At 63.9% G+C, this 11,414-nt stretch carries 11 protein-coding genes; 1 reads left to right on the top strand and 10 read right to left on the bottom strand.

Annotated elements, in window-relative coordinates; genetic code table 11:
- Positions 1–2 precede the first annotated feature (2 nt).
- The 6 genes from KYT87_RS09010 to panD all read right to left on the bottom strand — a co-directional run bounded on the left by KYT87_RS09010 (position 3) and on the right by panD (position 7,042).
- The gene (locus KYT87_RS09010) at positions 3–1,592 is read right to left on the bottom strand and encodes a type II secretion system protein GspD (protein WP_219992038.1); all 1,590 of its coding nucleotides are present in this window, start codon (positions 1,590–1,592) and stop codon (positions 3–5) included.
- Positions 1,589–2,563: a TcpQ domain-containing protein gene (locus KYT87_RS09005; RefSeq protein ID WP_219992037.1), complete on the bottom strand. Its 975-nt coding sequence runs from the start codon at positions 2,561–2,563 to the stop codon at positions 1,589–1,591. Before KYT87_RS09005 ends, KYT87_RS09010 begins: the two co-directional genes overlap by 4 nt.
- Positions 2,564–2,777: 214 nt before the next feature.
- Positions 2,778–4,118 (bottom strand): extracellular solute-binding protein, encoded by a 1,341-nt coding sequence (locus KYT87_RS09000; protein ID WP_046803704.1) that lies wholly within the window; start codon positions 4,116–4,118, stop codon positions 2,778–2,780.
- Positions 4,119–4,122: 4 nt separating this feature from the next.
- On the bottom strand, positions 4,123–5,379 hold the full coding sequence (locus KYT87_RS08995) for a D-amino acid dehydrogenase (RefSeq protein WP_046803705.1): 1,257 nt from the start codon (positions 5,377–5,379) through the stop codon (positions 4,123–4,125).
- Between the two features lie 177 nt (positions 5,380–5,556).
- Positions 5,557–6,603 (bottom strand): CDP-6-deoxy-delta-3,4-glucoseen reductase, encoded by a 1,047-nt coding sequence (locus tag KYT87_RS08990; RefSeq protein ID WP_219992036.1) that lies wholly within the window; start codon positions 6,601–6,603, stop codon positions 5,557–5,559.
- A 70-nt stretch (positions 6,604–6,673) separates the two neighbouring features.
- Entirely contained in the window at positions 6,674–7,042 is a 369-nt protein-coding gene (gene panD, locus KYT87_RS08985) for an aspartate 1-decarboxylase (RefSeq protein ID WP_039883066.1), read from the bottom strand.
- A 212-nt stretch (positions 7,043–7,254) separates the two neighbouring features.
- On the opposite strand from panD, the gene sugE reads away from it, so the two are divergent.
- Positions 7,255–7,572, top strand: coding sequence for a quaternary ammonium compound efflux SMR transporter SugE (sugE, locus tag KYT87_RS08980; RefSeq protein ID WP_046803706.1), 318 nt, complete (start codon positions 7,255–7,257; stop codon positions 7,570–7,572).
- 52 nt (positions 7,573–7,624) lie between these two features.
- Here sugE and KYT87_RS08975 read toward each other — a convergent pair whose 3' ends face one another.
- The 4 genes from KYT87_RS08975 to ectB all read right to left on the bottom strand — a co-directional run bounded on the left by KYT87_RS08975 (position 7,625) and on the right by ectB (position 11,322).
- On the bottom strand, positions 7,625–8,497 hold the full coding sequence (locus tag KYT87_RS08975; protein ID WP_219992035.1) for an MOSC domain-containing protein: 873 nt from the start codon (positions 8,495–8,497) through the stop codon (positions 7,625–7,627).
- Positions 8,498–8,671: 174 nt separating this feature from the next.
- Positions 8,672–9,598, bottom strand: a complete 927-nt coding sequence (gene thpD / locus KYT87_RS08970; protein ID WP_046803707.1) for an ectoine hydroxylase — start codon at positions 9,596–9,598, stop codon at positions 8,672–8,674.
- Between the two features lie 15 nt (positions 9,599–9,613).
- Positions 9,614–10,018, bottom strand: a complete 405-nt coding sequence (locus tag KYT87_RS08965) for an ectoine synthase (protein WP_006218546.1) — start codon at positions 10,016–10,018, stop codon at positions 9,614–9,616.
- Positions 10,015–11,322 carry a diaminobutyrate--2-oxoglutarate transaminase gene (gene ectB, locus KYT87_RS08960; protein WP_104145719.1) on the bottom strand — a complete coding sequence of 436 codons (1,308 nt, stop codon included), beginning with the start codon at positions 11,320–11,322 and terminating at the stop codon, positions 10,015–10,017. Before ectB ends, KYT87_RS08965 begins: the two co-directional genes overlap by 4 nt.
- Positions 11,323–11,414 lie beyond the last annotated feature (92 nt).

Genomic DNA, 11,414 nt, shown 5'->3' with positions numbered 1-11,414 from the left:
GCTTAGTACCCCTCTTCTACTTGGGCGGTGACGAGCATCAACGTCGTCTCGCGCGCCTGCTCGGCGCTGTCGTGCCCGCCGGTGATCAGCGGTAGCCCCGGGGCCAGGCGCTGGCCTGCATGCTGGTCGGTACTGCGGTCGAAGCCGGACAAAATCACGGGTTGCCCCGGCCGCAGCTCTATTTGCTGAACCGTGCCATTGCCGTCAATCGTGATCTGCTGCACCTGGACCTGATTGCCGCGCTCGCCAAAGGTGATGGTCTTCAGTGGTTGCGCCACCGCGTTGTCATACGCCACGGACAGCAAGATCTGGCCGTCATGCTGGATATCAGGAACCAGGGTCAGGAACGAGCCCACCGTTTCTTCTTTTTGCGTGATGGACACGGCCGGCAACGTGCCGTTGGCGCCCCCCGCCGTGGTGCCCGGCACCGCGGTGCTTTGTACGCGATCGATGTAGGAAAACGTGGTGCGAATGGCATGAGTGACCGGGCGCCGGTTAAGCGTCAAGACAGGAACCTTGTTGTGCCGGACGATCGCGCCCATTGTGCTCAGCGCAGACACCAGCGCTTGCGACCCTTGCCAGGCGCCCCGCCCCGCCGACAGGTCAAGCGTGCTTGCGCCCGCAGCCGCCACGGCCGGCATGGCGTAGCGCGCGGAAGCCCCCGCCGCCGCGTATAGCGCGTTCCAGTCCAGGCCACCCGAGGCCGATTGCTTGACGATGACGGTGATTTCTTCGAAGACAAGGCGTACGCGACGCGTCATGGCTTTGTTTTCGCGTTCGAGGAAGACCGCGATGCGCTCCAACGCGTCGGGAGTGTCAGTGACGACGAGGGACGATGCGCCGTCCACCGCATCGGCAATCAGGCCCGACCGCGTCAGGAACGGCGCGATGCTGGCCCGCAGCACGGCCAGCGCGTTGTGTTCCTTGGCCGCCAACGTGGTGCTGGAGGTGCTTTCGAAGCCCTCGCCGTCTGCGTTGCCGGACCTGCCCAGGCGCACGTCGACCGCGCTTGCCAACGACAGCGCGCGCACGTCGAACACGCGCGTCTCGGTGCGGTAGAACTCCAGCGCGTTGCGCACGTATCGCCAATGCACCGAAAAGCGCGCGGCCAACGCGTCCAGCAAGTCGGCAAGCGGCAAGGGGCCGTCCCGGACTTCCATGCGGTACGGCGCCGGCACGGACAGGCCGCCCGTTACGGCCAGACGCGGCAGAAATTGCTCCAGCGGCAGCAACGCTTCGGGTTGCACCCGCACCGGGATGCCGGTGGCAGCGCCCAGGCGTTGCGCCAATCCGAAAAGATCGGCGTCGTCCGCAAGCATCAACGTGGTGGGCACGTTCTCGCGCAAAGCGGGCGGCAGCGACACGTCGCGCGCCAAGGGTTGCGGCGTGCCGGCCACCCACGGCGCCGCCACGTCCTGCGCGGCGATGCGCGCCTGGCGGTCGGACAAGCCCTGGGCGAACGCGCGGTGATGGCCGGAGACAACATCAAGCCGTTCGTTTGCCGCCCGATTCAAGTGCGCCACCTGCTCCGTTGCCGCGCAGCCAGCTAGCGCGCAAGTCGCAGCCACGCCAAACCATTGAAGCCGGTTCATGCCCCACCCCCTTGCGCAGGCGCGGCCCGCGAACACGGTTGGGCCAACGGCACCACACGCAGGACCTGATTGCCGTAGAAGCAAGGCTGCAAGGGCTTGTCGGCCAGCTCGGTGGCGCTCAGCAATTCGCGGACAGCGGATTTGAAATCGCCGGAAAAATCGGCCGAGGCGGACAGGGGAATGTCGACGTCGACAGCCCAGTGTTGCGGGCGAAAGGTCCAGCCCGAATCACCGGCCCAGCGCGCCAGCACGGCGCGCAGCGTAGTGTCCGGGGGTGCTGCCCGATACCTGCTGACGGCGGCAGCCGCGTTTGGGCTTGGAATGGCGGATAGGGATACGCCCGAAATTGAAGTGTCTGACGTTGAAGCGGCTCCGCTTGAAACAGCTGCCGTTAAAGCGCCCGCCGTTGAAATGTCTGCCTTGGAATCGCCGGGCAAAGAAGCCGCCAGCACAGGCGCATCGCGCGTGCCCAATGGCCCTTTACCCGCCAGTTGCCCTACGCCCGCAAGCGGGACGGCGACGGCGGCTTCTGCCGACATCGAAACCGGTGCGCCTGGCGCGGCCGCAACATCGGCTGCGCGTTCGGTGTCGCGTTGGGTGTCGCGTCGGGCTTCGCGTTCAGCGCGCGCCATCAAGCGCCCGCCGCGAAACCGCAGCGCGTCCCACGCCCCCGCCACCACCGCATAAGGGTCGCGCCGCGTATAGGGCAGCGCGTGTTCAACATTTGCTCGCACACCGAAGATAGCGGGCAAAGGTTGCCCCGGCGCGAATTGCAGCCAGACGTCCTTGCCGTCGTCGAACACCTGCATGGGCGCAACCGCCGGGTCGCCGGACAAGCGCCAATCAAAACGAAACGCGTGCGCAGCGGACCCGGCAGCCTGCCACGCCACACCGGCGCCATCATTGGCGGGCCAGCCAGTGCAAGCCCCCAGGCAGGACACGCCTGCCACCAGGAAAATGATTCGAACCATGCCTCACCGCAAGCTGAAGGCGCACCGGAATCGGTACGCATGAACGGCATGGTGGACGAGGGCAAAGCGGGCCGCCAGACTGGCATGTACGCATGGATGGATTGATCCACCCTGCCGGACAGGCGTGCCGAAGACGAAAAAAAACCCGGTCTGAAAGACCGGGTTTTTGCGGTGGCGGCAGGCAGCTACACGCTGCCCAGGCCTAGCGCATGGATTAACGCTGGGCGGCGATGCTGCGCGCCTGCGAGGCCGCATTGTTCAATGCCGACACGGGCGGAACCTTGCCGTCGAAGGCGTCGTTCAGTTGCTGATTCAGAACGGGTTCGATGCGCGCGTAGTTGGCCATGCGGAAGCCGCGGCTGTTGCTGGCCGGACGGTTGCTCATCGACGCGATCACGGCCTGTGCGCCCGGGATGCTCTTGTAGAACGACACGTCAGACGCGCGGAACGCGGCTTCGGTCAGGGGCAGGAAGCCCGTGCGCTGATGCCATTCGGCGGCCACGACCGGCTTGGACAGCCAGGCCAGGAACTGTGCCGTTGCCTTTTCTTCGGATTGCGGGCGGCCTTCCAGCGCCCACAAAGCCGAGCCGCTGACAAACGGTTGGCCGGCAGCCTTGGTGGCCTGGTCGTAGTACGGCACCGGCGCCACGCCGAACGACAGCGACTTGGTGTTCAGGAACGTGCCGAATGCGCCGGAATTGGCGGTCAGCACCGCGCATTCACCCTTGGCGAACAACTTGTCGGCCGACGCGTCGCCCGTGTGCGCCATGAACAGCAACGAACGCTTCCAGCTGACCATCAGGGAGATGTGGCGCATGTAGAGCGTGTCGAACTGCATCGCGGGCGCGGCGCTTTTCTTCGTGATCGCGTCCAGGCCGTTGTTGTTGCTGGTGAATTGCTGACCGTTGATCGGGGCCAGGTTCTCCAGGTGCACGGTGACCTGGTCGCTGGACGCGTAGGGGCAATCGATGTCGGCCACGTCGCGCAGCTTCAGCAGTTCGGCTTGCAGGCCGTTCCAGGTGCGCGCGGGGTTGTTGGGATCCAAGCCGGCCTTCTTGTAGGCGGCGGTGTTGTAGAACATCACCGGCACTTCGGCCATCCACGGGAACGCCAGCAGGCGGCCCTTGCTGTCGCGCGTGAAGCTGCTGGTGGCCGGCACGAACCAGTTCAGGTCCTTGATCGGGTACTTGGCCAGCAGTTCGTACATCGGCATGATGGCTTTGTGCTGCGCCACGACTTCCGGTGAATGGTTATCCGTCAGCTGGACCAGGTTGGGCGCCTTCTTGGCCTTGGCGGCCGATGCGGCTTCCTGTTCCAGCGCCTCTTGCGAGGCGAAACCACGCAGCTTGACGCTGACCTGGTCCTGCTCTTTGTTGTACTGCTTGGCCAGTTTTTCGAACTCGGCCTTGTTGGCGTCCGACAGTGTGTGCCAGACCTGGATTTCCACGGGTGCGGCGTTAGCCACCCCCGCCAGCGCCATCGCGGCGCCGAAGACCCATGCACGCCGGCTGGCGAACATCGCGCGGGCAACGCCCGCCAATTGCAGATTCTTCATAGGTTCACAGACCAAGAAAAGGAAATTCCGGTTCCGGCCGCCGTCCGCTGAGCAGATCGGCCAAAGCCCGGCCCGAGCCAACGCCCATCGTCCAGCCGAGCGTCCCGTGACCCGTGTTGATATACAGGTTGGGGATGCGGCTACGGCCGATGATGGGCACGTTCGAGGGAGTGGACGGGCGCAGGCCCGACCAATAACTGACGCGTTCGAAATCGAGCGCGTCGGGAAAAAGTTCTTGCGCCAGGCGCGTCATGGCTTCGCAACGGCCGGTGTTCAGACTGCGCGAATATCCCGAAAGCTCGGCGGTGCCGGCCATGCGAAGACGGTCGCCCAGGCGCGAAAACACAATTTTATGGCTGCTGTCGGTCAGGCTGACCGTAGGCGTGGCTTCCGGCTTGAGCACCGGGAAGGTCGCCGAGTAGCCCTTGGCGGGATACACGTTGCACGGGATGCCCAAGGGACGCAGCAGATTGGGGCTGAAGCTGCCCATCGCCACGACATACGCGTCTGCCGAGAGGGTGCCGTAGCGGCCATCGGGTTCAATGATTTCCATGCCCTGCACGGCGCCGCCTTGCGTCAGCAAACGTGTGACTCGCGTGTTGTAGCGAAATTCGACGCCGGCGCGGGCGCAGCGTTCGGCCAGCGCGACCGAGAACAAGTGGACGTCGCCGCTTTCGTCTTCAGGCGTGTAATCACCGCCCACGATGGTCTGGCGGTGCGGGGCCAGGGCCGGTTCGATGGCGATGACCTCGTCTGCCGTGACCACGCGGCGCTCGACGCCGAAATCGCGCATCAGGCCGGCGGCCCGTTGCGAGTTTTCGAATTCGTGGGGATCGCGGTAGAAGTTCAGGATGCCGCGTTCAAGGTGGTCGTATTCGATGCCCAGTTCCGCGCGCATGCTGCGCAGCGTGGCGCGGCTGTACTCGGCCATGCGCACCATGGCCCGAATATTCGGAGCCAGCCGGCCGGGCAGGCACTCACGCAGAAAGGCCAGGCCCCACATCCATTGACGCCAGTCCAGCTGCGGCCGGAACAGCAAGGGCGCGTTGTCCTGGAACATCCATTTGAGCAGCTTGAGCGGCGCCTGCGGATTGGCCCAGGGTTCGGCATAGGAAACCGAAATCTGCGCGCCATTGGCAAGGCTGGTTTCCTGGGCGGGACCGGTGCAGCGATCAATGACCACAACGTCGTGGCCGGCCTGGTTCAGCCACCAGGCGCTGGAGATTCCGATAATGCCGCTACCCAATACCGCTACTTTCATGCCCGCATTGCTCCTTGCATGCCAAGTCGGTTACGGACCCGATGTCCGCCCCTTTGGCAAGCCGCTGCGAAGGCAGTTTACCCCGCCGATTTGCCTTCGCCTACGTATAAAAAAGGGGCTGAAGTCACGAAGCTTTTCAGCCTGTGAATTCCCCCCCGATGATTCCCGTGGTCCGATTTACGACGCGGCTTTCGCCAGGTCGGCCTCGGACGTGAAGGCATCCGCGTAGAACTCTTCCGGCGGCAGCCCGTTCTGCACGCTGAATTCGCGACGCGCGGCATCCACCATCAGCGGCGTGCCGCAGGCATAGACTTGATGGCCGGACAGGTCCGCGATGTCTTGCATGACGGCTTCATGGACGAAGCCGGTGCGCCCCGACCAGCCGTCTTCGGGCAGCGCATTGGACACCACCGGTACGTACTTGAAGTTCGGCAGCAGGCCAGACCAGGACTGCGCCAGTGCGTCCATGTACAAGTCCTGGGGACGGCGGCCGCCCCAGTACAGCGTGACCGGGCGCGCAATGCTCTTGTGGATCATGTGCTCGACGATGGCCTTCACAGGCGCAAAGCCCGTGCCGCTAGCCAGCAGCACGATGGGCTTGTTGCTGTCTTCGCGCAGGAAGAAAGAGCCGAACGGCCCTTCCAGCCGCAGGATCTCGCGTTCCTTCATCTGCGTGGTGCCGGCGCCGAATACATGGTCCGTGAAAAGCCCGCCCGGCATGTGCCGGATGTGCAGTTCAAGCGGGCTGCCGGTATGCGGCGCACCGGCCATCGAATAGCTGCGACGACGCCCGTCTTTCAGGATGACTTCGATGTACTGCCCGGCGTAATAGCGGAACTGCTCGGAAGCAGGCAGTTGCAACTTAAGCACGGTGACATCGGGCGCCACGCGTTCCAGCGTCTGCACGCGCGACGGCAGCTTGCGAATCTGGATGTCGCTGGCCAGCCGGACTTCGGTGGATTCAACCACCATGTCGGACGCGGGCCTGGCCTGGCAAAACAGCGTGTAGCCGTTGGCCAGTTCTTCCGGCGACAGGATCTGGGCGGGATATTGCCCGGCGTCGAACTCCCCGGACACCACTTTGCCCTTGCAGGTGGAGCACGCGCCATTGCGACAGCTGTAGGGCAGCACGATGCCGGCGGCCAAGGCGCCGTCGAGCACGGTCTGGCCGGGCTCAACCGGGAATTGATGCTTGCTGGGTTGGATGATGACCTGGAAGCTCATGATGAAATGGTTCAGGGTTGACGAAAGCGCCCTCCGGCCAGGCCGAAATGGCGCGTTGCCCGGCCCGGCCTCAGGCCGGGAACTTGCGAATTTCCTTGACGCGATTCGCGTCGTCCACCAGCACGACCTGCGGCTTGTGCTTGGCGGAGTCTTCTTCGGACATCGGCCCGTAGGTGCAGATGATCAACAGATCGCCCACCTGGGCCCGGCGCGCGGCCGCGCCGTTCAGCGAGATGGCGCCGCTGCCGCGGGCCGCCTTGATGATGTAGGTGTCGAAGCGTTCGCCATTGGTGACGTTGTAGAGTTCGATGCGTTCGAACTCGCGCATGCCGGCAGCGTCCAGCAGGTCTTCGTCGATGCCGCATGAGCCTTCGTAGTGAAGGTCGGCTTCGGTGACCGTGACGCGGTGTAGCTTTGCCCGCAGCATGATGCGTTGCATGATGGAAATTCCTGGTTCGCGGTCCGGTCCGCGACGTGTTGCTTAAGTGATGCCCGGCATCCGGTTTTGCCGTTGGAAGCCGGTATTCTATAATTTTTGCCGCAGCGGGACGGCCCGTTGCTGCGCACGGTCAAACGACCGGTGTTTTTTTTATCCGGGGACGACCCCTTATTGCCGGCGCAACGCCGGCAGCGCAACAGAAGGAGTCGTCAATGACCTGGATCATCCTGGTGCTAGCGGGCCTGTTTGAAATCGTCTGGGCCGTAGGCCTGAAATACACCCATGGCTTCACCCGCCTCTGGCCGTCCCTGATTACCGCGGGCGGCATGGCCATCAGCGTGTGGCTGCTGGCTGTCGCCATGAAAACGCTGCCGCTGGGCACCGCCTACGCCGTGTGGGTGGGCATCGGCACCGTGGGCGCCTTCGTGGCCGGTATCGTGCTGTTCGGCGAGTCCACGAGCTGGATGCGCATCGTCAGCGTGGCCCTGATTGTGCTGGGTCTGATCGGCCTGAAGTTGTCTTCGGCGTAATCCGCACAGGTGTCTTCGGCGTGACCGAAGACACCCCCGGCCCGACGACCGGTCAGAAATCCAGTTCGATCTCGACCGCGTCGCCGACTTTCAAGCGCGCGCCGGCCGGCGTGTCCAGAATGGCGTTCTGGCCAAACACCACCCCGATATCCAGATTGCGATAGCCCGCCAGCGTACGGCCGGGCTCGTCGTGCTGCTGGGCGGTGCGCTGGTCGATGTCGGGAATCGAGCAACGAGTGCACGGCTTGACGAACGCCATCCGAACGCCCGCTGCCGTGATCATGGCGGTATGGTCTTCTTCGAAGGGTTCCCATTCGCCCTCGACCACGATGTTGGGCCGGAAACGGTCCATGGGCACCGGCGCCACGCCCTTGGCTTGCAGGCGCGCGTTCAAGTCATCCAGCGAGGCCTGGTTGGCGATCAGCAGCGGGAACCCATCGGCAAAGCCGAAGTGGTGGTCGCCCACGAAGGCGTCCGCCAGATCGGGGTGCGCATCCACCCAGCGCGATACCCAGTCGGGCTTGGCGTTGCGCGCGGCAGCGCTGTCCACCTTCAGCAAGCGGCACGGCGTTTTCAGGAATTCAGAAAACCATTGGCCCGTGGCGGCGCTTTCGTGGCGCGCCGATATCGCGTCGGCCCAGACCGCCACGGTTTGCGCGCCGGGCTCGATGCCGGATTCATCCAGGGGCACGTCCAGATCGGGCATGCCGGGCGCGCTGACGCGAAGGGCGTCGGCGGTCAGCGCCGTGCGGATCAGGGCCATCGCCGGCCATTGGCGCTGCGTCATGAACTGCCCATCGGCGCCGATCAGCATCCAGCGACGGTCGTAAGCCAGGCCGGCCCGGACGATGGGCGACTCCGCCAGATCGATGCCGGCGCAGGATTTGATCGGGTAAATGTGCAAGCTCAGGATACGGGCGGACATGGCGGCATCGCTTTGGCGTGAGGGGAATCCGCGCAAGAATAGCAGAGAGCGGACGCCGGCATCGGTCGAATTTCAGGCGCCGCACCGCGCATGAAAAAACCCGGGCAAGGCCCGGGTTTCGGTGTGGGAGGTACAACCCGCCAAGGTCCGACGCGGCGGGCTGAACGCGGTGGATCAGCCGCCCACCAGCTTCAGCGTATCCAGCGGCGTCACCGCCTTGAAGCCCTTGCGCGTCGCGATATGTTCGGGGCGCGGCGTCAGGCCGTACTTGGGCGGGTTCAAGGTGTTCTCCATGCTGTTGTAGACCATGAAGACATTGGCGCGCGGCCACGGCGAGATATTGCTGTTCGAACCGTGCATGGTGTTGCAGTCGAAAAACACCACCGAACCCGCCTTGGCGGTCATCGAGCGGATGCCGCCCTGCTCTACCAGCAATTGCAGGCTGACCGGGTCCGGCACCCCGTATTCCTGCTTTTTCAGCGATTGCTTGTAGTGCTCGTTCGGGGTTTCGCCCACGCACGAGATGAACTGGCGGTGCGAGCCGGGCACCAGCATCAGCGGGCCGTTGCACTCGTTGTTGTCGGTCAGCAGCACCGAGCAGCTCAGCGCGCGCATCGACGGCATGCCGTCTTCCACGTGCCACGTCTCGAAGTCCGAGTGCCAGTAGAACTCTTTGCCCTTGAAGCCGGGCTTCATGTTGGCGCGCGACTGGTGAATGTATACCTCGGAGCCCAGGATCTGCCGCGCCACGTTGACCAGGCGCGGGTCGCGCACCAGGCGCGACAGCACGGGGTTCAACACATGCACCATGAAGATGGAGCGCACGGCGTTGCTGCCGGGTTCAGTGATGGATTCCTCGCGCCGGATGATCGACGGGTCGCGCGTCATGCGCTCGACCTCGGCGGACAGCGCGCGGATCTCTTCTTCGGAAAACAGGTTTTCCAACAAGAGAAAGCCGTCGCGCTCATATTGCCCGACCTGTTCGCCGGACAAGGCGTTGGCGTACTTGCCGTCGCCATAGACCACCGGGTCCTGGCGGGCAATGATGGCGGAGCCCCGGTCCGTACGGGAGGCGTACGGATCCTTTGCAGGTGAGATCATGCGAACCTCCTTGTATCAAGCCGCTTTGGCTTCGGCTTCAGGCAAGGCGTAGACGCCTTCTTTGTCGTGCACTTCCTGGCCGGTCAGCGGGGGGTTGAAGACGCAGATGACGCGCAGCGGCTCTTTGCCGCCGCACAGCCAGTGCTCGTCGTGTTCGTTCAGCGCGTAGACCACGCCGGGGCCCAGGTCATACTTCTTGCCGTCGGCGATGGTCTCGATGGAACCGTCGCCTTCAATGCACCACACCGCTTCAAGATGGTTCTTGTAGTGGATGTGCGTGCGGCCGCCGGGAAAGATGGTGGTCTCGTGGAAGGAAAAGCCCATGCCGTCCTTCTTGAGCAGCACGCGGCGGCTGACCCAGGTGTCGGTACGGACTTCGTCGGCGGTGCCGATCACATCTTTGACATTGCGTACGATCATTGACGTTTTCCTCCAAATTTAAGAATGCGGGCGGACTGGCCTTCTTCTGCCAGCGCGTCGGCCACGCTGGCCTCGATGATGTCCAGGCCCTTGCTCAACAAATCTTCTTCAATCGTCAGCGCCGGCAGCAGCTTGAGCACTTCGTCATGCGCGCCCGAGGTCTCGATGACGACGCCCTTCTTGAATGCCTGCTGCGCGATGCGGTTGGCCAGCGCGGGCGTGGTGTTGCATACCAGGCCCTGGATCAGGCCACGGCCGCGCACCGACAGGCCCGCGTTGGGATAGCTGTGGACCAGGTTTTCCAGCCAGTCACGCACCGTGCGTTCCTTGCGCTGGATGTCGGCCGTGAAGGCGGTGTTGGCCCAATAGGTTTCCAAGGCCTGCGTGGCGGTGACGAACGCCAGGTTGTTGCCGCGGAACGTGCCGCTGTGGGCGCCCGGCTTCCAGATATCCAGCTCGGGCTTCATCAGCACCAAGGACATCGGCAGGCCGAAACCAGACAGCGACTTGGACAGCGTGATGATGTCCGGGCGGATGCCGGCGGCTTCAAAGCTGAAGAAGGTGCCGGTACGGCCGCAGCCCACCTGGATGTCGTCCACGATCAGCAGCATGTCGTGGCGCTTGCACAGCTTTTCCAGCTCTTTCAGCCAGCGTAGCGTGGCAACGTTGACGCCGCCTTCGCCCTGCACGGTTTCAACGATGACGGCGGCGGGCTTGTCCATGCCGCTGCTGGGATCTTCCAGCATGCGTTCCAGGTAGGCCATCGTGTCCACGTCGGGGCCGAAGTAGCCGTCATAGGGCATGAACGTGGTGTTGCCCAGCGCATAGCCGGACGCTTCGCGGAACTTCATGTTGGCCGTCACGGCCAGCGAACCGCCGCTGACGCCGTGAAAGCCATGCGTGAACGAAATCACATTCGAACGGCCCTTGACCTGGCGCGCGATCTTCAGCGCGGCTTCCACGGCATTGGTGCCGGTGGGGCCGGTGAATTGCAGCGTGTATTGCCAGTTGCGCGGCTTGAGCAGCACGCGATCCACCGTCTCCAGGAAACGCTTCTTCGCGCTGGTCGCCATGTCCAGGCCGTGGACGACGCCGTCCGCCTGCACATACTCCAGCAGTTTTTCCTTGAGAACAGGATTGTTGTGGCCGTAGTTCAGCGTGCCTGCGCCGCTGAAGAAATCGATGTACTCGGTGCCGTCTTCGTCGATCAGCGTCGAGCCGCGGGCCTGGCTGAATATCACGGGGAACGACCGAATGTAGCCCCGCACTTCGGATTCCATCCGGTCAAAGATTTTCAAGTCCATATGATCAATCCTCCCTTTTCATCTCATAAGTTGAATAGACGGCACGATCCCTCCGGATGCGGTGAACGCATTCGGACAGGCATTGCCATCCC

It is taken from the genome of Achromobacter sp. ES-001 (assembly GCF_019448355.1).
GTDB classification, from domain to species: Bacteria; Pseudomonadota; Gammaproteobacteria; order Burkholderiales; family Burkholderiaceae_B; genus Achromobacter; species Achromobacter spanius_B.
This window is presented reverse-complemented; position numbering and strand designations above follow the sequence as displayed.